The 21329-nt window shown below is 72.0% G+C and carries 23 protein-coding genes and 1 pseudogene; 21 read left to right on the top strand and 3 right to left on the bottom strand.

Translation table 11 applies throughout. From position 1 onward, the window contains the following. The 17 genes and pseudogenes from KUM40_RS27175 to KUM40_RS27255 all read left to right on the top strand — a co-directional run. A partial coding sequence (locus KUM40_RS27175) for a transposase (protein ID WP_254395745.1) occupies positions 1 to 994 on the top strand: 994 nt, incomplete at its 5' end. A 74-nt stretch (positions 995 to 1068) separates the two neighbouring features. Continuing rightward, positions 1069 to 1299 (top strand): annotated as a pseudogene (locus tag KUM40_RS27180) (response regulator transcription factor); the annotation flags it as partial. A 52-nt stretch (positions 1300 to 1351) separates the two neighbouring features. After that, complete coding sequence (locus KUM40_RS27185; protein WP_217168831.1) at positions 1352 to 2194, top strand: SRPBCC domain-containing protein; 843 nt, start codon at positions 1352 to 1354, stop codon at positions 2192 to 2194. 58 nt (positions 2195 to 2252) lie between these two features. Further along, on the top strand, positions 2253 to 3068 hold the full coding sequence (locus KUM40_RS27190; RefSeq protein ID WP_217168832.1) for an aldose 1-epimerase: 816 nt from the start codon (positions 2253 to 2255) through the stop codon (positions 3066 to 3068). Positions 3069 to 3078: 10 nt separating this feature from the next. Then, complete coding sequence (pyrE, locus tag KUM40_RS27195) at positions 3079 to 3627, top strand: orotate phosphoribosyltransferase (RefSeq protein ID WP_217168833.1); 549 nt, start codon at positions 3079 to 3081, stop codon at positions 3625 to 3627. Positions 3628 to 3785: 158 nt separating this feature from the next. Further along, entirely contained in the window at positions 3786 to 4817 is a 1032-nt protein-coding gene (gene fbaA, locus KUM40_RS27200) for a class II fructose-bisphosphate aldolase (protein ID WP_217168834.1), read from the top strand. Between the two features lie 98 nt (positions 4818 to 4915). Further along, positions 4916 to 6382, top strand: a complete 1467-nt coding sequence (locus KUM40_RS27205) for an MFS transporter (RefSeq protein ID WP_217168835.1) — start codon at positions 4916 to 4918, stop codon at positions 6380 to 6382. 40 nt (positions 6383 to 6422) lie between these two features. Then, positions 6423 to 6836, top strand: coding sequence for a DUF3151 domain-containing protein (locus KUM40_RS27210; RefSeq protein ID WP_217168836.1), 414 nt, complete (start codon positions 6423 to 6425; stop codon positions 6834 to 6836). 189 nt (positions 6837 to 7025) lie between these two features. After that, positions 7026 to 7841: a tryptophan 2,3-dioxygenase gene (locus tag KUM40_RS27215; protein ID WP_217168837.1), complete on the top strand. Its 816-nt coding sequence runs from the start codon at positions 7026 to 7028 to the stop codon at positions 7839 to 7841. Further along, positions 7834 to 9234 (top strand): kynureninase, encoded by a 1401-nt coding sequence (locus tag KUM40_RS27220; protein ID WP_254395746.1) that lies wholly within the window; start codon positions 7834 to 7836, stop codon positions 9232 to 9234. Before KUM40_RS27215 ends, KUM40_RS27220 begins: the two co-directional genes overlap by 8 nt. Positions 9235 to 9384: 150 nt before the next feature. Continuing rightward, positions 9385 to 10275 (top strand): alpha/beta hydrolase, encoded by an 891-nt coding sequence (locus KUM40_RS27225; RefSeq protein WP_217168838.1) that lies wholly within the window; start codon positions 9385 to 9387, stop codon positions 10273 to 10275. Positions 10276 to 10505: 230 nt separating this feature from the next. Further along, a complete protein-coding gene (locus KUM40_RS27230) occupies positions 10506 to 11501 on the top strand; it encodes an alpha/beta hydrolase (RefSeq protein WP_217168839.1) in 996 nt (331 codons plus the stop codon). Next, positions 11494 to 12732, top strand: coding sequence for an acyltransferase (locus KUM40_RS27235; RefSeq protein WP_217168840.1), 1239 nt, complete (start codon positions 11494 to 11496; stop codon positions 12730 to 12732). The genes KUM40_RS27230 and KUM40_RS27235 overlap by 8 nt, the downstream gene beginning before the upstream one ends. Next, positions 12725 to 14128 carry a sensor histidine kinase gene (locus KUM40_RS27240; RefSeq protein WP_217168841.1) on the top strand — a complete coding sequence of 468 codons (1404 nt, stop codon included), beginning with the start codon at positions 12725 to 12727 and terminating at the stop codon, positions 14126 to 14128. Before KUM40_RS27235 ends, KUM40_RS27240 begins: the two co-directional genes overlap by 8 nt. Further along, the gene (locus KUM40_RS27245) at positions 14125 to 14811 is read left to right on the top strand and encodes a response regulator transcription factor (RefSeq protein WP_031085127.1); all 687 of its coding nucleotides are present in this window, start codon (positions 14125 to 14127) and stop codon (positions 14809 to 14811) included. The genes KUM40_RS27240 and KUM40_RS27245 overlap by 4 nt, the downstream gene beginning before the upstream one ends. A 114-nt stretch (positions 14812 to 14925) precedes the next feature. Beyond that, a complete protein-coding gene (locus KUM40_RS27250; protein ID WP_374227429.1) occupies positions 14926 to 16272 on the top strand; it encodes a sensor histidine kinase in 1347 nt (448 codons plus the stop codon). Further along, the gene (locus tag KUM40_RS27255) at positions 16269 to 16934 is read left to right on the top strand and encodes a response regulator transcription factor (protein WP_217168842.1); all 666 of its coding nucleotides are present in this window, start codon (positions 16269 to 16271) and stop codon (positions 16932 to 16934) included. Before KUM40_RS27250 ends, KUM40_RS27255 begins: the two co-directional genes overlap by 4 nt. Here KUM40_RS27255 and KUM40_RS27260 read toward each other — a convergent pair. After that, positions 16904 to 17341: an ATP-binding protein gene (locus tag KUM40_RS27260; RefSeq protein ID WP_217168843.1), complete on the bottom strand. Its 438-nt coding sequence runs from the start codon at positions 17339 to 17341 to the stop codon at positions 16904 to 16906. The genes KUM40_RS27255 and KUM40_RS27260 overlap by 31 nt on opposite strands. A gap of 231 nt (positions 17342 to 17572) precedes the next feature. Here KUM40_RS27260 and KUM40_RS27265 point away from each other — a divergent pair, with 231 nt between their 5' ends. From KUM40_RS27265 to KUM40_RS27275, 3 genes are read left to right on the top strand one after another with little or no spacing between them, the layout of a single operon-like run. Then, a complete protein-coding gene (locus tag KUM40_RS27265; RefSeq protein WP_217168844.1) occupies positions 17573 to 18424 on the top strand; it encodes a helix-turn-helix transcriptional regulator in 852 nt (283 codons plus the stop codon). Then, positions 18424 to 18612: a DUF397 domain-containing protein gene (locus KUM40_RS27270; protein ID WP_217168845.1), complete on the top strand. Its 189-nt coding sequence runs from the start codon at positions 18424 to 18426 to the stop codon at positions 18610 to 18612. Before KUM40_RS27265 ends, KUM40_RS27270 begins: the two co-directional genes overlap by 1 nt. Positions 18613 to 18644: 32 nt before the next feature. Next, complete coding sequence (locus KUM40_RS27275; RefSeq protein WP_217168846.1) at positions 18645 to 18833, top strand: DUF397 domain-containing protein; 189 nt, start codon at positions 18645 to 18647, stop codon at positions 18831 to 18833. A 400-nt stretch (positions 18834 to 19233) separates the two neighbouring features. Here KUM40_RS27275 and KUM40_RS27280 read toward each other — a convergent pair whose 3' ends face one another. Further along, positions 19234 to 19776 (bottom strand): MOSC domain-containing protein, encoded by a 543-nt coding sequence (locus tag KUM40_RS27280; RefSeq protein ID WP_217168847.1) that lies wholly within the window; start codon positions 19774 to 19776, stop codon positions 19234 to 19236. A 91-nt stretch (positions 19777 to 19867) separates the two neighbouring features. On the opposite strand from KUM40_RS27280, the gene KUM40_RS27285 reads away from it, so the two are divergent. Further along, positions 19868 to 21088, top strand: coding sequence for a cytochrome P450 (locus KUM40_RS27285; protein ID WP_217168848.1), 1221 nt, complete (start codon positions 19868 to 19870; stop codon positions 21086 to 21088). Here KUM40_RS27285 and KUM40_RS27290 read toward each other — a convergent pair. After that, positions 21071 to 21283, bottom strand: coding sequence for a hypothetical protein (locus tag KUM40_RS27290; RefSeq protein WP_308401242.1), 213 nt, complete (start codon positions 21281 to 21283; stop codon positions 21071 to 21073). The genes KUM40_RS27285 and KUM40_RS27290 overlap by 18 nt on opposite strands. Positions 21284 to 21329: the final 46 nt, after the last annotated feature.

Below are 21329 nucleotides of genomic sequence, written 5' to 3' on the forward strand. Positions count from 1 at the left end.
TGCCCGTACTCCGTGGCTGCGGGAGGGCTCGTGCGTTCCGCAGCAGCAGGTCGTCCGCGACTTCGGCCGCTCCCGTGCCAAGGCGCAGCAGGACATCGCCGGGCGTCTGCCCGTGGCGCGCCGGGCCGGGATGCCGACGTGGAAGACCAGGCGTGAGGCGCTGGCGTCCCTGAACTACACCCGGCGCGGGTTCCGGCTGGGCGACGGCCGGCTGTATCTGGCGGGTGGCATCGTCGTGTCGGTGGTGTGGTCGCGGGAGTTGCCGGGCGAGCCGTCCTCGGTGCGCGTGTACCAGGACAGTCTCGGGCACTGGTACGGCTCGTTCGTCGTCCCGGCCCAGGTCCAGCCGCTGCCGAAGACCGGCCGGGTGCTCGGTGTCGACTGGGGTGTGCGGGAGACGGCGACCACGACGTCCGACGCGCACGATCTGCCGCACGCCGGGTATGGCGGGAAGGCGCGGGTGAGGGTGGCCCGGTACGACCGGATGATGGCCCGCCGCAGGCCGAAGAAGGGGACGTCCGGGTCGAGGGGCTACCGGACGGCGAAGAAGCTGCGGGCGAAGGCCCACAAGAAGGCCGCCCGGCAGCGTGCGGACACCGGCCGCAAGTGGGCCAAGAAGGTCGTCCGTGACCACGATGCCGTAGCGGTCGAGGACTTCCGGCCGAAGTTCCTGGCCAGGACGACCATGGCCCGCAAGGCCGCCGACGCCGCCATCGGCGCCACCAAGACCGCCCTGATCGAGATGGGGCGCAAACACGGGCGGGACATCCGCCTGGTCCACCCCGCGTACACCACGATGGACTGCGCGCAGTGCGGAGCGAGAGCCAAGCACGCACTGCCGCTGGGTGAACGCACCTACACCTGCACCGCCTGCGGAACAGCGTCCCCCAGGGACAAGAACTCCGCACGCGTCATGCTCCTCCGGGCTGGTCTCAACCCGGCTGGTGCCGAGGGCGGAAGACCTCCTGGAGCGCCGCTCCAGGAGGCAGCCTGAGCCAGGAATCCCCTCCCCCTTCAGGGAGGGGAGGATTCAAACGGATGACGGACACCGGGCGAACCGCTGCCCCGGACGCCGCCCAGCCGCCCGCGCTGACCACCCGCGAGGGCGAGGTCCTGAGACTGGTGGCCCGCGGTCTGAGCAACGCCGAGGCCGCCGACCGCCTGTTCATCAGCGAGGCCACGGTGAAGACCCACCTCAACCGCACGATGAGCAAGCTGGGCCTGACCAGCAGGGCCCAGGCGGTGGTCGTGGCGTACGAGACGGGACTGGTGACGCCGGGCGGCGCGGGCGCCGGGTGACTTTGCGCAGACGGGGGGTGTTCCGGTCGCCCGCTGGGTAGGCTGCGTCGACATGGAGCATGAGGTGTTCGTTCCGGTTCCGGCCGAGCGGCTCAGGGACGTGCTGGCCGACCCCGTACGGGTCGCCCGGGCGGTTCCGGGGCTCCAGCAGGACGCGGGTGCCGAGCCCGTCGCGGGCCGGCTGAAGGTGCGCATCGGCAGTCACTCCATCACCTACCGAGGCTCCGTGCGCCTGTCCGCCCGACAGGACGGCACGTACGCTGTCGAGGGCGACGCCACCGAGTCGCGCGGCACCGGCACGGTCGCGCTCGCGCTGACCCTCTCCCTCCGGGACGCCGAAGGCGGAGCCACCCTCGTCCTCGCCGGGACGGCCACCGCGGACGGGCGGGTCACGGAGCTGCCGCGGGAGTCGGTGACGTCGGCCATCATCCGGCTGCTGACCCGCTTCGCCGAGAACCTGGGCACGGCGGCGCAGCAGCCATCCCCGGAGCCACAACCCGAGCCGCGGCACACCTCCGTCTTCGACACCGAGGTCCCTCCGCCGTCTCTCTCGAACCCGGACGAGAGCACGGGCGGTACCCCGGACGAGAGCGCGGACGGAAACACGGACGGAAACACGGGCGGAAACACGGTCGGCGACAAGGGACCCGAGGCGCCGGGCGCCGACGACGAGCCGATCGTCCAGCCCCCCGCCGAGGCCGCGCACGCGCGCCGCACGATGATCGGCCGCAGCGCGGAGGAGGTGGACCACGCCCCGCCGCGCGGCCGGTACGCCCCCGTCCCCGCGCCCCAGTCGGGCGTCGCCGGCGCCCCCCTGCGCTGGGCCGCACCCGCGGCGGCCGTGGTCGTGGCGGGGGCGATCGTCGTGGGCCGCGCGCTGCGCAAGCGCCGCTGAACCGCCTCCCGGACCCCGCGTACCGGTGCACCCTTGATCGCCCCAGTAGGGTCGTGGGGTGAGTAACGAACCCATCACGCTGACCGCGGGTGACGCGGAGGCGACCGTGCTGCCGGGCAACGGCGGCCGGATCGGCGGACTCCGCGTCGGCGGCACGGAACTGCTCCGCCAGGGCGAGCGCTACGGCTGCTTCCCCATGGTCCCCTGGTGCGGACGCATCCGCGACGGCCGCTTCGGCGACGGCGCCGTGGTCCACCAGATGCCCCTCAACTCCCCGCCGCACGCCATCCACGGCACCGCCCGCGACGCCGCCTGGCGCACCGCCCGCGTCACCGCCGACGAGGCCGTCATCACGTACGACCTCACCGACCCCTGGCCCTACAGCGGCCGTGTCACGCAGGTGATCGCCCTCGCCGAGGACGGGCTGACGCTGACGATGTCGGTGGAGACGTACGAGTCGTCCTTCCCCGCGCAGATCGGCTGGCACCCCTGGTTCAACCGGACCCTCGGCGGCCCGGGGACCCTCGGCGGTGCGGACGGGCCGGGCGCCGAGATCGCCTTCGACCCCGCCTGGCAGGAGGAGCGCGGCGACGACCACCTGCCCACCGGCAACCGCGTCGAGCCGAAGCCCGGCCCGTGGGACGACTGCTTCGGCATGCCGGACGGCGTCGACGTCACGCTGACCTGGCCCGGGCGGCTGGAGCTGAAGGTGACCAGCCGGGAGCAGTGGGTCGTGGTGTACGACGAGCAGGAGGCCGCCGTCTGCGTCGAGCCGCAGACCGGGCCGCCCAACGGCCTGAACACCCTCCCGCGCCTGGTCACACCCCTGGAGCCGCTGGAGGCCACGACGACCTGGGCCTGGCGCCGCCTCTAAACTCGGGTACATGACGGACGTACGCGGCGAGCTGCTGCAGCAGATCAAGGACAAGGCCGTGGTGCACGGCAAGGTGACCCTCTCCTCGGGTCTGGAGGCCGACTACTACGTCGACCTGCGCCGCATCACCCTGGACGGCGAGGCCGCGCCGCTGGTCGGGCAGGTGCTGCTCGACCTGACCGCCGACCTGGAGTTCGACGCGGTCGGCGGGCTGACCATGGGCGCCGACCCGGTCGCCGCGAGCATGCTGCACGCCGCCGCCGCGCGCGGCCGCAGGCTGGACGCGTTCGTCGTCCGCAAGGCCGCCAAGGCGCACGGGCTGCAGCGGCGCGTCGAGGGCCCGGACATCAAGGGCCGCCGTGTCCTCGTCGTCGAGGACACCTCCACCACCGGCGGCTCCCCGCTCACCGCCGTCGAGGCCGTGCGCGAGGCCGGCGCGGAGGTGGTCGCCGTCGCCACGATCGTCGACCGGGCGACCGGCGCCGCCGAGAAGATCCAGGACGGCGCGGGAGTGCCGTACCGGTACGCCTACGACAAGGACGAGCTGGGCCTGGACTGAGCCGGGACCGGGGCCGCACAGAGGACCGGCACGGACGTCCACTCGGGTATTCCCGGTTCGTCTGGAAGGATGGGGCCGACGATGACGTCGCCCCCCAGTCCTAGGTCAGGGCCATAAGCAACAGCACGCGCCCACCCGCACATACAAGGAGCGGACAGATGCCCATCGCAACTCCCGAGGTCTACAACGAGATGCTGGACCGGGCGAAGGCAGGAAAGTTCGCCTACCCCGCCATCAACGTGACCTCTTCCCAGACGCTGCACGCCGCCCTGCGCGGTTTCGCGGAGGCGGAGAGCGACGGCATCGTCCAGATCTCCACCGGCGGCGCCGAGTTCCTGGGCGGTCAGCACAACAAGGACATGGTGACCGGCGCCGTAGCCCTCGCCGAGTTCGCGCACATCGTCGCCGAGAAGTACGACGTCACCGTCGCCCTGCACACGGACCACTGCCCGAAGGACAAGCTCGACGGGTACGTGCGTCCGCTGCTGGCGGTCTCCGAGGAGCGCGTCAAGGCCGGCCGCAACCCGCTGTTCCAGTCGCACATGTGGGACGGTTCGGCCGAGACCCTGGCCGACAACCTCTCCATCGCCACCGAGCTGCTGGAGCGCGCCCGCGCCGCCAGGATCATCCTCGAGGTCGAGATCACCCCGACCGGCGGCGAGGAGGACGGCGTCTCCCACGAGATCAACGACTCCCTGTACACCACGGTCGACGACGCGGTCCGCACCGTCGAGGCCCTGGGCCTGGGCGAGAAGGGCCGCTACCTGCTCGCCGCGTCCTTCGGCAACGTGCACGGCGTGTACAAGCCGGGCAACGTCGTGCTCCGCCCCGACCTGCTGAAGGACCTGAACGAGGGCATCGCCGCCAAGTACGGTCAGCCGGCCGGCAGCAAGCCGTTCAACTTCGTCTTCCACGGCGGCTCCGGCTCCTCCGCCGAGGAGATCGCGACCGCGCTGGAGAACGGCGTGGTCAAGATGAACATCGACACGGACACCCAGTACGCCTTCACGCGTCCGGTCGCCGACCACGTCCTGCGCAACTACGACGGGGTCCTGAAGGTCGACGGCGAGGTCGGCAACAAGAAGACCTACGACCCGCGCACCTGGGGCAAGCTGGCCGAGGCCGGCATGGCCGCGCGCGTCGTCGAGGCCTGCGGTCACCTGCGCTCGACGGGCCAGAAGATCAAGTAGAACCAGGTCAGAACCAGGTCGTCCATAGCGACCCGTTCGCACGAGCCCGGCGCCCCGCGCGCCGGGCTCGCCGCGTCTCTGGGTGTATATCTGGGGCCATGCCCGATGTCCGGCTGGCCTCACCGCAGGGCAAGTGGATCCTGCTGACCACCGTCCTCGGCTCCAGCATGGCCCTGCTGGACTCGACCGTCGTCAACGTCGCGCTGCCCCGCATCGGCCGCGACCTCGACGCGGACCTCGCCGCCCTGCAGTGGACGGTCAACGCCTACATGGTCACGCTGGCCGGGCTGATCCTCCTGGGCGGCGCACTCGGCGACCGGTTCGGCCGCCGTCGGATCTTCGTCATCGGCGTGCTGTGGTTCGCCGCCGCGTCCCTGCTGTGCGGCCTCGCGCCGAATGCCGGCGTCCTGATCATCGCCCGCGCCCTCCAGGGCATCGGCGGGGCACTGCTCACGCCCGGTTCCCTGGCCCTCATCCAGGCCTCCTTCCACGCCGACGACCGGGGGCGGGCGGTCGGCCTGTGGTCGGGGTTCGGGGGCGTGGGCGCGGCGGTGGGGCCGTTCCTCGGGGGCTGGCTGGTGGACGGCGCGGGCTGGCGCTGGGTCTTCCTGCTCAACGTGCCGCTGGCGCTGCTGTGCGCGCCGGTCGCGCTGCGGCACGTGCCCGAGTCCTCGGACGAGCGCGCCCACTCGCGCTTCGACGTACTCGGCGCGGCCCTGTGCGCGGCGGCCCTCGCGCTGCTCACCTACGCGCTGATCGAGGCGCGTACGGCGTCCTGGGCGGTGGCGCTGAGCGCGGTGGCCGGGGCGGCGGCCGCCGTGGCCTTCGTCGTCGTCGAGCGGCGCGGCAAGGACCCGATGATGCCGCTCGACGTCTTCGCGTCCCGTCAGTTCACGGCGGTCAACGTCGTCACGCTGTGCGTGTACGCGGCCTTCGGCGGCTTCTTCTTCCTCGCCGCGCTCCAGCTCCAGGTCGTCGTCGGCTGGTCCGCGCTGGCCGCCGGTACGGCGCTGCTGCCGACCACCGTCCTGATGCTGCTGCTCTCCGCCCGCTCCGGCGAACTCGCCGAGCGTCTCGGCCCGCGGCTCCAGCTCAGCGTCGGCCCGCTGCTGTGCGCGGCCGGAATGGTGCTGATGCTGCGGGTCGGTCCGGGCGCCTCGTACGTCGCCGACGTGCTGCCGGCCCTGCTGGTGCTCGGGCTCGGCATGGTCACGCTGGTCGCCCCGCTGACGGCGACCGTGCTGGCCGCCGTGGACACCGCGCGGGCCGGCCTTGCCAGCGGCATCAACAACGCGGCCGCCCGTGCGGCGGGCCTGGTCGCGGTCGCCGCGCTGCCCCTGCTCACCGGCATGGGGGAGGAGGCCTACCGGTCCGCTCAGGCGTTCGACGACGCGTTCGGACCGGCGATGCTGATCTGCGCGGGCGTCCTGGTGGCGGGCTCCGTGATCGCCTTCACGACGGTGCGCCGCCCGGCGCCGGACTGCCGCCGGCCCCAGTGCCGTACCCACGGCTCGGTCATGGCGCCGCCCCTGGAGGGAACGCGGGAGCGCGACCAGGCCGTGTGACCCGTCCGGCGGAGCGGGGCGCATGCCGCAGACTTGTGCCATGTCCATTCACGAGAACCTCCTCGGGGGACCGCCCCCGACCCACCTCCCCGACGACCCCGGGCCGCGCGAGCTGCTGGCGGGCGGCACCTCCCCCGCCGACGTCGCCGCGAAGTACCCGACGTCCTCGCTCGCCTGGGCCCGGCTGGCCGACGAGGCGTTCGAGCGGGGCAGCGTCGTGGAGTCGTACGCGTACGCCCGTACCGGCTACCACCGCGGCCTCGACTCCCTGCGCCGCAGCGGCTGGAAGGGGCACGGCCCGGTGCCCTGGGAGCACGAGCCGAACCGCGGCTTCCTGCGCGCCCTGCACGCCCTCGCCCGCGCCGCCCAGGCGATCGGCGAGAAGGAGGAGTACGAGCGCTGCAGCCAGTTCCTGAAGGACTCCTCGCCGGCGGCCGCCGAAGTGCTGGGCTGAGCCGGAACGACTGAGCCGGAACGACTGAGCTGGAACGACTGGGCTGAAACGGCCACGTCCTGGCCCGCCTGCCGTGCGCGGGCGGGCCTTGCGGTTTCCTGGCACGATTGCGGAGGATGCCTTGGGGACCGGGGCCCCGTGCCGGTAACGGCAGGGCGGACCGCTACCCGTGCACATCAGGAGACAGCGATGTCCCACGAAGCCCCGAATCTCGACTTCGAGGGCAGCACGCCGTACGAGGACTACGTCAAGGCGGACGTGCTCACCCACCTCCAGCACACCCTCTCCGACGATCCCGGAGAGATGGTCTTCCTGGTCACGACCCAGGTCATGGAGCTGTGGTTCACCGTCATCGTCCACGAATGGGAGACCGCCGCCCGCGCCCTGCGCGAGGACCGGATCCCGGTGGCGACCGACGCGCTCAAGCGCTCGGTGCGGGAACTGGAGGCGCTCAACGCTTCCTGGACGCCGCTGGCGCAGCTCACCCCGGCCCAGTTCAACTCCTACCGGTCCGCCCTCGGCGAGGGCTCCGGCTTCCAGTCGGCGATGTACCGCCGCCTGGAGTTCCTGCTCGGCGACAAGTCCGCGTCCATGCTCGTCCCGCACCGCGGTGCCCCGCGCGTCCACGCGGAACTGGAGAAGGCGCTGCACGAGCCGAGCCTGTACGACGAGGTCGTCCGGCTGCTCGCCCGGCGCGGATACGACGTCCCGGACGCCGTGCTCGAGCGCGACGTCACCCAGAAGTACGAGCCGGCACCCGAGGTCGAGGCCGCCTGGACGGCCGTCTACTCCGGCGACCAGAACGGCGAACTGGCCCGCCTCGGCGAGGCCCTCACCGACGTCGCCGAGCTGGTGTGGCGCTGGCGCAACGACCACCTGGTCGCCACCCGCCGCGCGATGGGCTCCAAGACCGGCACGGGCGGCTCGGCCGGCGTGGCGTGGCTGGAGAAGCGGGCCCGCGGCAACGTGTTCCCCGAGCTGTGGACGGCGCGGTCGTATGTCTGAGCCGGTGAGTCTCGCGAGCGAGGCGGAGCGGCTGGACGCCGCGGACGGGCTCGCGGCCCTGCGCGAGCGTTTCGTCCTCGACGACGTGACGTACCTGGACGGCAACTCGCTGGGCGCCCTCCCGGCACACGTCCCCGCGCGCGTGGAGGACGTCGTACGGCGTCAGTGGGGCGAGCTGCGCATCCGGTCCTGGGAGGAGAGCGGCTGGTGGACCGCGCCCGAGCGGATCGGCGACCGGATCGCCCCGCTGGTCGGCGCGGCGGCCGGGCAGGTCGTGGTGGGCGACTCGACGAGCGTGAACGTCTTCAAGGCCCTCGTCGCCGCCGTGCGCATGGCGCGGGGGGACGGTACACGCCGTGAGGGCGGTGTCGGCGGTGTCGGCGGTGTCGGCGGCGCGGGCAGTACGGGCGGCGCAGGTGGTGTCGGCGGCGCGGGCGGCGCAGGCCGTGAGGGCGGTGCGGGCGGTGTCGGTGGCGCGGACGGTGTGCGCCGTGGGGGCGGTGCAGGCGCCGCGACCGGTGCGGGCGGTGCGGGCCGGGACGAGATCCTCGTCGACGCCACCACCTTCCCCACGGACGGGTACATCGCCGAGTCCGCGGCCCGGATGACGGGCTGCGCCCTGTGCCCGGTCACCCCGGCCGAGATGGCCTCGGCGCTGGCGGACCGGGGGGACCGGATCGCCGCCGTGCTGCTCAACCACGTCGACTACCGCACCGGCCGGCTGCACGACCTGCCCGGCCTCACGGCGGCAGTGCACGCGGCCGGGGCGTACGTCGTCTGGGACCTGTGCCACAGCGCGGGCGCGCTGCCGGTCGGGCTCGACGAGCACGGTGTCGACCTGGCGGTCGGCTGCACCTACAAGTACCTCAACGGCGGCCCCGGCTCGCCCGCCTACCTGTACGTGCGCCGCGACCTCCAGCACCGTTTCGACTCCCCGCTGCCGGGCTGGAACTCGCACGCCGAGCCCTTCGGCATGCGCCCCGCGTACGCCCCGGCGTCCGGTGCGGTGCGCGGCAGGGTCGGCACGCCGGACATCCTCTCCCTGCTCGCCCTGGAGGCGGCGCTGGACGTGTGGGACGAGGCAGGGGTCTCGGTGGCGGCGGTGCGGGCCAAGTCCCTGGCGCTGACGGACTTCTTCCTGCGCTGCGTCGGGGCGTACGTCCCGTACGGCCGGGTGGAGTCGCTGACGCCGGGGTCGCACGCGGAGCGGGGCAGCCAGGTCGCGCTGCGCTGCGACGACGCCGGTGAGGTGATGAAGCGGCTGATCGAGCGCGGCGTGGTCGGGGACTACCGCGCTCCGGACGTGCTGCGCTTCGGCTTCACCCCGCTGTACGTCGGTTTCGCGGACGTGGAGCGGGCGGCGCGGGTGCTGGCCCGGACGCTGGTGCGTTGAGTCGCGGGGTGGGGGCCGGGCGAACCGTCTGGCCCTCACCCTGCGTCACATCCCCATGTCCGCGCACGTCATCGGCCTGATACCGTCCCGGCAACGGCCGATTTCATTCTTCCGGTCCGCCAACACCGTTTTGCCGCTGAGAGGTTGAGCATGCCGGACGCCGCCGCAGAACCGGGCACCGCTGCCGCGAGGGACGCCGCGGAGGAGAAATCGGCCCTCTCCCACCCGGCGGTCGGGCCCGACAGCACCGCCGGTTACGGCGACCACCCCGACCAGGTGATCGACTTCTACGTACCGCGCGGACCGGCGGGCCCGGGTGAGGCCGCTCCCGTCGTGGTGGTCCTGCACGGAGGCTCGTGGCGCGCCCCGTACGACCGGCGTCATGTCAGCCCGTTCGCCGGCTTCCTGGCCCACCGGGGCCTCGCCGTGGCCAGCGTGGAGTACCGCCGCGGTACGCAGAGCGCGGGCGGTGATCCCGTAGCGGGGCGCTGGCCCGACACCTTCGACGACGTGGCCGCGGCACTGGACGCGTTGCCGGGCCTGGTACGGCGACACCTGCCGGAGGCCGACGCGCGCCGTGTGGTGCTCACCGGCCACTCCGCCGGCGGGCATCTCGCCCTGTGGGCGGCCGCCCGGCACCTGCTGCCGGCCGACGCCCCGTGGCGCACCGACCGCCCGGCACCGCTGCGCGGTGTGGTCGCCCTCGCGCCGATCGCCGACTTCGAGGTCGCCGACCAGCTCGACGTGTGCGGGGGCGCGGCGCGGCAACTCCTGGGCGGAAGAGAGATGTTCGCGCAGCGCCGGCCCTATGCCGACCCCGCTCTGCTGCTGCCCACCGGGATCGCGACGACCCTCGTCCAGGGCCGTGCCGACGTGGACGTTCCGCAGGCGGTCGCCGAGGCGTACGCCGACGCGGCGGCGAAGGCCGGGGAGGTGGTGGGCGTGACGCTGCTGGAGGACGTCGGCCACTACCCGCTGATCGACCCGGCGGCGGACGCGTGCGCGGTGGTGGCGGAGGAGATCGCGCAGTTGGCGTGGTGAGCGGGCGGGGAGGGTGCGTCATGAAAAGCGTGAACAGTTTCCCCGAGAGTGCTCACGGCCCGCTCAAATGAGCCGGGTACGGGTATAGGTACGGGTGTCGTACCCGTACCCGTAATACCTGAGAGCTAGCCGCCAGGTGAGCTCCCCGGCGGGACGCGGGTTACCCGGCCCGATTCATAACTTCCCTTTCAGACAGGCCCGATGGACGGGCACGCTGGAGGGGAGCGGCCATGGGGCCCGGGACGACGGTACGTTGGCGGCGGCGGCGTGTGGGCGGCGGCTGGCGCCGCGCCGTTTGCGCCGCCCTCATCGCCGGTGCCGTAGTGCTCCCCCTCTCGGCTGCCGCGCGGCCCGAGATCCCCGCCCCGGCTCCCGCCATACTGGCGGCCCCGACGGCCGCCACGCTGGACGAGACGTACGCCGCGAATCGGGCCAACGCGGCGGAGGCCTCCCGGATGGCCGCGGGCCACGGCGACCGGCACCGCGCGGCGGCGGACCGTGCGATGGCCGACCGGTCCCGCCACCTCCTCGCCTTCGACGGCCGGGGCGCCGGACTGGCCACCCAGGTCTTCGGCGACCTGGCGCACGCCGACCGCGTCGCCGCTCTGGTCCCGGGCTCCGACACCAGCCTCGACACGTACGGCCGGTTTCGCGCCGCCGCCCTCGCCCTGCACCGGCAGCTCGTCGCCGAGGCTCCCGCGGGGACGCGCACAGCCGTCGTGGCCTGGCTGGGCTACGAGACGCCGGGCACCGTCAGCACGACGGTCGCCACGACCGACCGCGCCGACCGGGCCGCCCCCGAGCTGCGCGCCCTGGTGGCCGACCTGCGCCGGATCACCGGCCCCGGCACCCGTCTCACCCTCCTCTGCCACTCCTACGGCTCGGTGGTCTGCGCCCGCGCCGCCGACGGCCTGGACGTCGCCGACATCGTCCTGGTCGGCAGCCCCGGCACCGGCGCCGACACCGCCGCGAGCCTGCACACCGGCGCCCGGATATGGGCGGCACGGGGCGCCGACGACTGGGTGGAGCACGTTCCGCACGCGAGCGCGGACCTGTTCGGCACCACGGTCGGCTTCGGCACCGACCCGCTCTCCCCGAACTTCGGCGCCCGCGTCTTCGACGCCGGCGACGGCGGCCACAGCGACTACTTCGACACCGGCTCCCTCTCCCTGACGAACCTGGCCCGGATCGCCCTGGGCGAGACCACGGAGGTGACCCATGACTGACCTGACCCCGGCCTTCCTCACGCACCCGGTTTCGCGGCCGGCCACCGCACCGCGCGGCACACTGTGCCGCGCCGCCGCCCGCGTGGACGCCGCCACGCCGGTGTCGCGGGACCGGGCCGTCGACGCCCTGCGCGCCTTCGCCATCCTCGGGGTGGTCCTCGGGCACTGGCTGGTGACGGCCCTGGTCGCCGACGGCGGCACCCTGCACGCGGCCAGCCCGCTGCGGGACATGCCCTGGCTGGCCCCGGTCTCCTGGGCCTTCCAGACGCTCGCCGTGTTCTTCCTGGTGGGTGGCCATGTCGCCACCCGCGGATACGCGTCGGCCCGTGCCCGGGGCGAGTCCTACGTCCGCTGGCTGACCGCCCGGCTGTCCCGCCTCTTCCGACCGGTCATGGCCGTCCTCGGCCTGTGGACGGTGATGGCGGCGCTGCTGCTCCTGACGGGCGCGGAGTACGTGACCGTCCACACGCTGTTGAAGCTGGCCCTGTCCCCGATGTGGTTCCTGCTGGTGTTCGCCGCGCTGACCGCGGCGACGCCGTTGCTGACCCGGTTGCATCCGCTGTGGCCGCTGGTCGTTGTCCTCCACATAGACCTGCTGCGTTTCGGTTTCGGCGCACCTTCCTGGCTCGGCCGGGTCAACCTCGCGGCCGGCTGGCTGGTCCCCTACTGCCTGGGCGCCGCCTGGACCCGAGGCGAACTGGACCGCCGCCGCGCGGGCTGGATCCTGCTCACCGGCGGTACGGCGGCGACCGCGGCGCTCGTCGCCTGGGCGGGCTACCCGGCGTCGATGGTCGGCGTCCCCGGCGCGCCGGTGTCGAACCTCAATCCGCCGACCCTGGCCGCCGTCACCTTCGGCCTGGCGCAGTGCGGCCTGGCCCTGCTGCTGTGCGAGTGGCTGCGCCGTGCGATGCGGTGTCCTGTGGCGTGGGCGGCGGTCGCGCTGGTCAACCTCTCCGCGATGACGATCTTCCTCTGGCACCAGACCGCGCTGATGGCGACCACGGCCACGGGCCTCCTGGTGGGCCGGCTGCCCGGCCTGCACACGGTTCCCGACGGCTTGGACTGGGTCGCGGCGCGGTTCGTCTGGCTCCCGGTGTTCGCGCTGGTCCTGGCCGGCTGCTGGGCCACCTTCCGCTCCTGCGAGCGTGGTGGTGTCCGGCGCCGCTCCCGGGTCGTCCGTACGCATCGCCCACAGGGCCGGACGAGTACGGCGGGTGCACGTCATGTCTAGGGTGGGGCCCGTGAAGCGAAGGGGGAAACGGCAATGGGCCTGGTCCCGGGCCCGGGCCGATCGCGTACTGCGCGTGCTCCACGACGACCTGTGGACCTGGCGGGCGGACCCGCTGCCGCCGTCGGTGTGGCTGCGCTGGTTTCCGCACGGGGTGGTGTGTCTGGCGGCGCTCGGGGTGCTGCTCGGTGACGCCGCCCAACTCGGCGACAACGGCGGGGTCGATCCCGGGTTCGCCTTCCTGATCGGTGTCACCCAGGCCGGCGCGATGGTGCTCGCGCTGTGGCGTCCGGTCGCGGCGTGGTGGCTCTCGATGGCGGCCATGCTGGTGGGCGCCACCGCCGTGCGGGCGGAGATGGTCCCGGGCGGCCACGAGTTCACCTGGCCCTGGACGGCCGCCGGACTCATCGGTCACCTGTTCGTCATGCTGCTGCTCGCGCTGCGGGTCCCCACCCGGGTGTCCGTTGAGGCCCTGACCCTGACCGCACTCTGCACCTATGTCCTGCAGGGCCTGGTGGGCGCGCCGAACTACCTGCCGACGGGCCAGCTCGCCGTCATCCTGTTCGCGGTCGTCGTCGTCCTCGGCATGGCCCTGCGCGGTCGCAGAGAAGCGCGCACGCAGTTGGCGCAGCAGACCTCGCTGACCGCCGAGGAGCGGGCCCGGCGCACCCTGCTGGAGGAGCGCAGCCGTATCGCGCGCGAGCTGCACGACGTGGTCGCCCATCACATGTCCGTGATCTCCATCCAGGCCCAGGTGGCCCCGCACCTCGTCGAGAACCCGCCGGACGAGCTGAAGGAGAACCTCGCGGGCATCCGGCAGAACGCGCTGGAGGCGCTGACCGAGCTGCGCCGCGTGCTGGGAGTGCTGCGCTCCGAGCACCCGGACGCGTTGGAGGCGCCCGAGGGGGGCGACGCCGTTCCGCACGCCCCGCAGCCCACCCTGGACCGGCTCGACGCGCTGGTGGAGAACACCCGGGCCGCCGGGCTGACCGTCGCCACCGGTACGAGCGGGACGCGCAGATCGCTCCCGCCCGGCGTGGAGCTGTCGGCGTACCGGATCGTGCAGGAGGCGCTCAGCAACGTGCTGCGGCACGCGCCGGGCGCGAGTGCCCGGGTCCACCTCACCCACCTTCCGATCGGGCTGCGTGTGGAGGTCTCCAACACCCGGCCGAAGCGCGCACCGGCGCCGTCACAGGGGGCCGGGCACGGGCTGCTCGGCATGCGGGAGCGGGTGGCGATGCTCGACGGCACCCTGACGGCGCACCCGCTGCCGGACGGCGGCTACCAGGTGGCGGCGTTCCTGCCGGTAGACGGCCCCGCCCCGGCCACCGACGCCCCGGCCACCGATCACCCCACCGACCACTCCACCGCTCCCTTCACCGAGGACGACTCCCCATGACGACCAGCAGCAACGGCCGCGTGATCCGCGTGCTGATCGCCGACGACCAGCAGATGGTCCGGCAGGGTTTCACCGTGCTGCTCAATACCCAGCCCGACATCGAGGTGATCGGGCAGGCGGTGGACGGCCTGGACGCAGTGGCCAAGGTCGCGGAGCTGGCCCCGGAGGTCGTCCTGATGGACATCCGGATGCCCGAGCTGGGCGGCATCGAGGCCACCCGGCGCATCACCGGGGCGACCCCGGAGATCAGAGTGCTGGTGCTGACCACCTTCGACCTCGACGAGTATGTGTACGAGGCGCTGCGGGCGGGGGCGTCCGGGTTCCTGCTGAAGGACGCGTCCGCCGACCAGCTCGCCGAGGCGGTCCGGGTGGTGGCCGCCGGTGACGCGCTGCTCGCGCCGGGGATCACGCGGCGGCTGATCGCCGAGTTCTCCCGGCTGGACGACCGGCCGCGCGCCCCGTTGAAGGCCCGGGTCGGTGAGCTGACCGAGCGGGAGACGGAGGTGCTCGCCCTCATCGCGCAGGGCCTGTCGAACGCGGAGATCGCCCAGCGCCTGGTGGTCGCCGAGCAGACGGTGAAGACCCATGTGGGCCGGATCCTGGTGAAGCTGGGTCTCAGGGACCGCACGCAGGCGGCGGTGTTCGCGTACGAGTCGGGCCTGGTCCGGCCGGCGGGATACTGACCGGCCGTGGGAGGCGCCGGGTCGGTCCGTACCTCCGTAGTACCTGAGGCGGATACCGAAGGACCCCTCTCACTGGTGACGACGGCCCACTGTCGCGCCGCCTACCTTGGCAACGTGACCGAGACAACCCAGATGCGGACCCCGCCCCCTGGCGAGGGAGCCGCATCGCGCAGCCCCGAGTACCGCCTCGCCGTGCGAGCCTTGAGCGGACTGCGCGAGGACCTGTTCAACGACGCCTTCGCCTACCGCCCGCTGCCCCGTATGGCCACGGACGGTCCGTTGATCCGCCACCTCCCGGCGCGGGTTCGGCCCCGCGCGGCCCGGATTCCTTACGCGGTGGTCGGGGCGCTCGCGCTGCTGTGCTTCTTCGGCGGTTCGACGACCGGTGGTGTCTCCGACGGCCTGCTGTCTCTGCTGGCCGGGCTGCTGTGCGCCGTCCCGGTGCTGGCGACGATGGTCCGGCCGGTCGGCGCGTTCTGGCTGTCGATGGCGGCGACCCCGGTGCTCGCCGTCGTCGGCGGCGAGTGGGGAGACTGGCCCTGGGGGCCCGGCGCGTTCATGTGCCACGTGTCGGTCCTGGCGATCGTCGCGATACGCACCCGGCCCCGCACGGCCGCGTGGATGTGGGCTCTGACCGCGCTTTACGGTTTCCTCTCCGAGGCCCTGTTCGGCGGCCCTTACGCGGGGAATTCGGCCCCACTGCTCGTCTTGACCGCCATCGTCCTGCTCCTGATATCGGTCTGGCACATCCGGCGCGACGCCCGGCAGCAGGTGACCGCCGAGCAGACGGTCACCGCACACGAACGCTCCCGCCGCACTCTGCTCGAGGAGCGCACCACCATCGCCCGCGAGCTGCACGACGTGGTCGCCCACCACATGTCGGTGGTCGCCATCCAGGCGGAGGCCGCGCCCTACCGCGTGGCGAATCCGCCGGAGGAGCTGGAGCGGGCCTTCGCCACCATCCGGGAGAACGCGGTGGCGGCCCTCACCGAGCTGCGCCGTGTCCTGGGCGTGGTCCGCGCCGAGGACTACGAGGCCCCGGACGCCCCGCAGCCGACGCTGGCCGACCTGGACACCCTGCTCGCCAATGTGCGCGAAGCGGGCTTGGCCGTGGACAAGGCGGTGACCGGCGCGGTGCGCGAGCTGCCGCCGGGTGTGGAGCTGTCGGCGTACCGGATCGTGCAGGAGGCGTTGAGCAACAGCCTGCGGCACGCGCCCGGCGCGACGGCCCGCGTCGAGGTGTCCTACGTACTGGGGGGCCTGGGCCTGCGCGTGGTCAACACCGCCATCCCGCCGAACACCCTGGTCAAGCCGTCGCCCGGCGCCGGGCACGGAGTCACCGGTATGCGCGAGCGCGTCTCGATGCTGAACGGCGAGATGACGGCGGGACCGACGGACGACGGAGGGTACGAGGTGGCGGTGTTCCTGCCGGTCGTCGCCCAGACCGAGGGTGACGCATGACGATCCGGGTACTGATCGCCGACGACCAGATGATGGTGCGCGAGGGCTTCTCGGTCCTGCTGAACGCGATGCCGGACATCGAGGTCGCCGGTGAGGCGGTCAACGGCCGGGAGGCGGTGGCGAAGGTCCGCGAGCTCGCCCCCGACGTCGTCCTGATGGACATCCGCATGCCCGAGCTGAACGGCATCGAGGCGACGCGGGAGATCGTGGCGGCGGACGGCACCTCTAAGGTGCTGGTGCTGACCACCTTCGACCTCGACGAGTACGTGTACCAGGCGCTGCGCGCGGGCGCGTCCGGCTTCCTCCTCAAGGATGCCTCGGCCCGGCAGCTCGCCGAGGGCGTCCGGGTGGTGGCGGCCGGCGAGGCCCTCCTCGCACCCTCGATCACCAAGCGCCTGATCACCGAGTTCTCCAAGTTGTCCGACACCCCGCGCCTGATGCCCTCGACGCAGGCGGCGTACGGCGACCTGACCGATCGCGAGACGGAGGTGCTGGTCCTGATCGCCCAGGGCCTGTCCAACGCGGAGATCGCCGGGCGCCTGGTGGTCGCCGAGTCGACGATCAAGACCCACGTCAGCCGCGTCCTGGTGAAGCTGGGCCTGCGTGACCGCACCCAGGCGGCGGTCTTCGCCTACGAGGCCCGCCTGGTGACCCCGGGCTGACCGGCGCCGATCTCGCACCAAATGTATTTGCCTCTGTTGCCGAACCGGGAGAGGGGCTGCCAGCCCCACAGGTCGGAGCAGGCCTTGACGAGGGCGAGCCCCCGCCCGCTCTCGTCGCCGGTCACGTCCGCCAATCGGGCAGGAGCGTCGGGCGGTTCGGGGTCCGCGTCCCACGCGCCGATCCGTAGCGTCTCCGGCGGCGACCAGCGCACCCGCAGTGCGGCGGGGCCCTTGGTGTGCAGCACGGCGTTGCCGATCAGCTCCGCCGCGAGGAGTTCCGCGACATCGACGAGGCGGATCAGTCCGTGCATGGTGAGGATCAGGCGCAGGGTGCGTCGACTGACGGTGACTGCGCGTGGATCGTTCGGGATGTACAGGGAGTACTCCCAGGCCTCGTCTTCGGGCATGCGTCAACTCCGTTCGGTGAGGGGAGGTGAGGGAGGGCGCGGCCCCCGGGCGGTGTCCATGCCGCATCCGTCATGGCAGGACGGTGCGGTGCGCTTCCGGCGCCCCGGTGTTCCGCAGCGTGTGCGTCGCGTCACCGACGGTAGAGGAGTAATTTCTCCTCACGCAAGCTGTTGTCATAATCTGGCACTCGAACGTGGCACGTACGCAGAGGCGTTGGGGACGGAGAACGTATGGCGCCGAGGAGCAATCCCACCGCTCGGCAAGTGCGGCTGGGGGCCGAGTTGCGCAAGTTGCGCGAGGCGACGGGCATGAAGGCGCGTGAGGTGGCGGCCTTTCTGAACTCGACTTCGGCGCAGATGAGTCAGGTGGAGTTGGGCATCTCAGGTGTCAGCGGCGAGCGTGTTCGTCGACTGGCGGCTCATTACGGCTGCGGGGACGAGGCGTTCATCGACGCCCTGGTGTCGTTGGCCGGTGAGAGGTCACACGGCTGGTGGGACGACTACCGAGGAGTCCTGCCTCAGGTGAACATGGATGTGGCCGAGGCCGAACATCATGCGACCTTCCTGCGGGAGGTCGTGGTCACGCACGTTCCCGGCCTTCTCCAGACCCCGGACTATGCTCGGGCGGTCTTCAGGTACATGCGCCCTGATCTGCCGGAGAGTGAACTGGCGCCACGAGTGGAGCACAGGATGCGACGGCGCAAGGCGATCGAGGGTGACGAGCCGACTCCGTACGAGACGGTGATCCACGAGTTTGCCCTTCGTATTCGTGTGGCCGACCGCCGGACGGTTGTGTCCCAGCTTCGGCTCATCCTGGAGGAGATCGAGAAGGGGCACGCCACTGTCCGGATCATCCCGGTCGACCAGGACGGCTTCGCAGGCGCTGACGCATCGATGATGTATCTGGGCGGGCCGGTCCCCAAGTTGGACACGGGGCTCCTCGACTCACCCACCGGCACCCTGTTCATCGATGCGGCAGCCCACCTGGATCGCCTCCAAACGCTCTTCCGTACGGTGAAGACGTCGTCGATGAACCCCTCGGAGTCACGGGACTTCGTTCACCGGTTGCTGAAGGAGCTGTGATGAACTGGCGGAAGTCCACCTACTCCGGCGGCGGCGAAGGCAACACCTGCGTCGAAATAGCGGAGTCGGTCACCCGGATAGCCATCCGTGACTCCAAGGCCCCCACCCGGGCCACCCTCTCCGTCCCCGCCCCTTCCTTCGCCGCCTTCGTCGAGGGCGTCAAGCGGCACTCCTGGCCCGGGGCGTGAGTCCCTCATTCACGGTTGGCGAAGGACCTGTAATGAACTGGCGTAAGTCCACTTACTCCGATGGCGGCGAAGGTGACACCTGCGTCGAGATCGCGGAGTCGGTCACCCACATAGCCATCCGCGACTCCAAGGCGCCCACCCGGGCCACCCTCTCCGTCCCCGCCCCCTCCTTCACCGTCTTCGTTGAGGGCATCAAGCGGCTCCGCCCGCCAGGTGTGTGAGCCCCGCTCGTTCAGTAAGCCCTACGCCTGCCCGGACTTATGGCTGACCCGGGCCGCAGCTTCGGCATCGTGATCACGGCGAGGTGCGGGCGCTCGCCGGGAAGGGCTCAATGGCCCGGCGTAGCGGATACGGCCTCCGGAGCGACGCGATGCGCAGCGGGGTCCCTCTCCCTCAAAACCGTGAACACTCAGCCCCCAACTGTCCTCCAGCCGCTCATTCGAGCGCCTTGATGACAGAATCCTCCTCAGTGCTCACGCATTTTCCGACCATGGGTCCTATGGGCAGGCCGGCATCGCGATGACAGTGAGTAGCGGACGCTTCCGCGACTCCAAGGCCCCCGCTCGCGCGGACAGGCGGGCGGGGCGGGGCGACCATGGTGCGGGTGTGGCGGCCTGTGGGTCAGACCCGGTCCAGGGGCCGGTGGGGTCCGCCGGGGAGTTCTGCCTTGATCGTGTCGTCCGGGTGCACCGTGCCGCCCACCTGCACGACGGTCATGATTCCGGCCTTGCGCACGACGTTCCCGGCTGCGTCGCGGCCCACCACCTGCTTCAGCAGCCCGTCCTGGAAGTTGTCGATCTGCAGACAGGGATTGCGCAGGCCGGTCACCTCCAGCACCGCATCGTCGCCGATGCGCAGCAGGGTGCCCACCGGCAGGCCGAGCAGATCGATGTCACGGGTAGTGATGTTCTCGCCGAGGTCACCGGGCAGCACCTCGAATCCCTCTGCGGCGACCTCGGCGAAGAGCTCTTGGTGGATGAGGTGGACCTGGCGCAGGTTCGGCTGGGTGGGGTCCTGCGCGACCCGCGAACGGTGCTTGACCGTTTCGCCGGCGTGTACGTCCCCCTCGACCCCGAGCCCGGCGAGCAGCGTGATGCTGTCCCGGTTCGGTTTGGTGAACGAGTACTCGCCATTGCTGTTGACTGCCGTGACTTTCCCGTTCAACGAAGGATCCCCCCAGTGGCGCGGCTTCGGTGAGACATGACCTTACCGACGGCTCTGGGCACGGGAGCGGTCGGCGTTCTATGGTCCGGGCATGACGGCTGAATCCGCCCGCGCATTCGACCCGTGGGACCCCGCCTTCGTCGCCGACCCGTACCCCGCGTTCGCCGAGCTGCGGGCCCGGGGGCGTGTGCTCTACTACGAGCCGAGCGACCAGTGGCTGGTCCCGCACCACGCGGACGTCTCGGCGTTGCTGCGCGACCGCCGGCTCGGCCGGACCTACCAGCACCGTTTCTCGCACGAGGACTTCGGCCGCACCCCGCCCCCGCCGGAGCAGGAGCCCTTCCACACGCTGAACGACCACGGGATGCTCGACCTGGAGCCGCCGGACCACACCCGTATCCGGCGTCTGGTGTCGAAGGCGTTCACGCCGCGCACGGTGGAGCGGCTGAAGCCGTACGTGCACGGGCTGGCGGACGACCTGGTCGCCGAAGTGGTGGCGGCGGGCGGCGGCGATCTGCTCACCGACGTGGCCGAGCCGCTGCCGGTCGCCGTGATCGCCGAGATGCTGGGCATCCCGGAGTCCGACCGGGCCCCGCTGCGCCCCTGGTCGGCGGACATCTGCGGGATGTACGAGCTGAACCCGTCCGAGGAGACGGCGGCGAAGGCGGTCCGGGCGTCGCTCGAGTTCTCGGACTACCTGCGCGTACTGATCGCGGCCCGTCGCAAGGAGCCCGGCGACGACCTGATCTCCGGTCTGATCGCCGCCCACGACGAGGACGACGACCGCCTCACCGAGCAGGAGATGATCTCGACCTGCGTGCTGCTCCTGAACGCCGGTCACGAGGCCACGGTGAACTCCACGACCAACGGCTGGCTGGCGCTCTTCCGCAACCCGGACCAGTTGTCGGCCCTGCGCGCCGACCACTCCCTCGTCCCCACGGCCGTCGAGGAGCTGATGCGCTACGACACCCCGCTCCAGCTCTTCGAACGCTGGGTGCTGGACGAGATCGAGATCGACGGGACGACACTGCCGCGCGGCGCGGAGGTGGCGATGCTGTTCGGCTCCGCCAACCACGACCCGGCGGTCTTCACCGCCCCGGACCGCCTCGACCTCACCCGTCGGGACAACCCCCACATCTCCTTCAGCGCGGGCATCCACTACTGCATCGGCGCCCCGCTGGCCCGCATCGAACTGGCGGCGTCCATGACGTCCCTGCTGGAGCGGGCCCCCGGCCTGCGCCTGGCGGCGGAACCGGAACGCAGGCCGAACTTCGTGATGCGCGGTCTGACGGGGCTACGCGTGGAACTGTGACGACTCCGCGCGTCGGCGCCGCCCCAGCAGCCAGGCGCCGAGCCCCCACACCACGGCGGGCACGACGGCCCCGGCGAGGAAGACCAACGGCAGTTCGGTGAGGACGGCGCCGAAGTCCTGCCCGTTGTTCTCGAACTCGTTGCCCAGGTGCCGCTGGGTCCGCGAGGTCTGCCACCACACGACCACCGCACCCACGGCCCCTGCCAACGAGACCGCACAGCCACCACCCGTCACCGCATCC

Origin of the sequence: Streptomyces sp. AC512_CC834 (assembly GCF_019049325.1) — a bacterium.
Classification (GTDB): Bacteria; Actinomycetota; Actinomycetes; order Streptomycetales; family Streptomycetaceae; genus Streptomyces.

Bases quoted from the DNA above. Each gene is read 5' to 3' on its own strand.
- KUM40_RS27185 (WP_217168831.1), top strand. From the start codon at position 1,352: ATGGAGCATGAGGTGTTCGTTCCGGTTCCGGCCGAGCGGCTCAGGGAC.
- pyrE (WP_217168833.1), top strand. From the start codon at position 3,079: ATGACGGACGTACGCGGCGAGCTGCTGCAGCAGATCAAGGACAAGGCC.
- fbaA (WP_217168834.1), top strand. From the start codon at position 3,786: ATGCCCATCGCAACTCCCGAGGTCTACAACGAGATGCTGGACCGGGCG.
- KUM40_RS27205 (WP_217168835.1), top strand. From the start codon at position 4,916: ATGCCCGATGTCCGGCTGGCCTCACCGCAGGGCAAGTGGATCCTGCTG.
- KUM40_RS27210 (WP_217168836.1), top strand. From the start codon at position 6,423: ATGTCCATTCACGAGAACCTCCTCGGGGGACCGCCCCCGACCCACCTC.
- KUM40_RS27215 (WP_217168837.1), top strand. From the start codon at position 7,026: ATGTCCCACGAAGCCCCGAATCTCGACTTCGAGGGCAGCACGCCGTAC.
- KUM40_RS27220 (WP_254395746.1), top strand. From the start codon at position 7,834: ATGTCTGAGCCGGTGAGTCTCGCGAGCGAGGCGGAGCGGCTGGACGCC.
- KUM40_RS27225 (WP_217168838.1), top strand. From the start codon at position 9,385: ATGCCGGACGCCGCCGCAGAACCGGGCACCGCTGCCGCGAGGGACGCC.
- KUM40_RS27230 (WP_217168839.1), top strand. From the start codon at position 10,506: ATGGGGCCCGGGACGACGGTACGTTGGCGGCGGCGGCGTGTGGGCGGC.
- KUM40_RS27235 (WP_217168840.1), top strand. From the start codon at position 11,494: ATGACTGACCTGACCCCGGCCTTCCTCACGCACCCGGTTTCGCGGCCG.
- KUM40_RS27240 (WP_217168841.1), top strand. From the start codon at position 12,725: ATGTCTAGGGTGGGGCCCGTGAAGCGAAGGGGGAAACGGCAATGGGCC.
- KUM40_RS27245 (WP_031085127.1), top strand. From the start codon at position 14,125: ATGACGACCAGCAGCAACGGCCGCGTGATCCGCGTGCTGATCGCCGAC.
- KUM40_RS27255 (WP_217168842.1), top strand. From the start codon at position 16,269: ATGACGATCCGGGTACTGATCGCCGACGACCAGATGATGGTGCGCGAG.
- KUM40_RS27260 (WP_217168843.1), bottom strand. From the start codon at position 17,341: ATGCCCGAAGACGAGGCCTGGGAGTACTCCCTGTACATCCCGAACGAT.
- KUM40_RS27265 (WP_217168844.1), top strand. From the start codon at position 17,573: ATGGCGCCGAGGAGCAATCCCACCGCTCGGCAAGTGCGGCTGGGGGCC.
- KUM40_RS27270 (WP_217168845.1), top strand. From the start codon at position 18,424: ATGAACTGGCGGAAGTCCACCTACTCCGGCGGCGGCGAAGGCAACACC.
- KUM40_RS27275 (WP_217168846.1), top strand. From the start codon at position 18,645: ATGAACTGGCGTAAGTCCACTTACTCCGATGGCGGCGAAGGTGACACC.
- KUM40_RS27285 (WP_217168848.1), top strand. From the start codon at position 19,868: ATGACGGCTGAATCCGCCCGCGCATTCGACCCGTGGGACCCCGCCTTC.